This window comes from Paenibacillus sp. EKM10P (assembly GCF_011800655.1).
Classification (GTDB): Bacteria; Bacillota; Bacilli; order Paenibacillales; family Paenibacillaceae; genus Paenibacillus; species Paenibacillus polymyxa.
Genome location: NZ_JAALET010000054.1, coordinates 1 through 920 on the forward strand (window position 1 = coordinate 1; position 920 = coordinate 920).

Sequence of the window (920 nt, forward strand, 5' to 3'; positions counted from 1 at the left end):
TCCACGGGGTAGTTTTCAAACACGATAATATGGTTCACCAGGTCCTGCTTCTGCTCGGTCAGGGCCTGAATTTCATATAACGGATAGGTTTCATAGGCACGGGAAGCCAGTGCCTGCTCCTGAAGCTGCTTCATCAGCCCAGCAAATGTCATCTCTTTCTCACTGTGAACTCGTACAGGAACCGTATTAATGAACAACCCAATCATTTTGTCGATGCCCGGAATATCTGCTGATCTGCCGGATACGACACTGCCAAATACCACATCCCGACTATTGTTATACCGCTGTAACACAACGCCCCACGCTGCTTGCAGGAATGTATTGACTGTCACTTGCTTCTGCTTAACCAGCTTGTTCATCCGCTCCGTCACTTCACGGCCCAGTGTAAATGAAAGCTTGTCCGCTTCATATGCTTTAGCGTGACCGTCCAGCTGTTTGACCTGCGGCAATACGGTCTGCTGCTCAAAGCCCGCAAAATAATCGCTCCAGAACCGTTCTGCCTCCGCGTTGTCCTGTCGATCCAGCCATTCAATATATTCACTGTATGGCGTTACCGGGGCAAGCTCCGGCTTGCGGTCTTCAAGGATGGCAAAGTACGTATGAAACGCTTCCCCGACAACCAGGAACAAGCACCAGCCGTCCATCAAAATATGATGGAAGCTCCACACAAAACGGTACGACTCCTCACCTGTACGTAAAATGGACACCCGCATCAGCTCGCCGGAGCTGAAATGAAAGCCTTCGGCTTTGTCGCGCTCGGCAAAATCAGCAAGGTATGCGTCCTGCTCTTCTTGTCCCATTGAACGTATATCTTCAAACCGGAATCCAGCCGCTTTATGACGGTACACTACCTGTAAAGGCTGCTCATTCCAGCCACTATAAAAATTCGTTCTGAATATTTGATGGCGACCCACCAGCTG

Annotated in this window: 1 protein-coding gene; it reads right to left on the bottom strand. The window is 50.0% G+C overall.

Annotated elements, in window-relative coordinates; translation table 11 throughout:
* Window positions 1-920: condensation domain-containing protein (locus HFE01_RS26360; RefSeq protein ID WP_243208293.1), on the bottom strand; the 920-nt coding region annotated here is incomplete at both ends.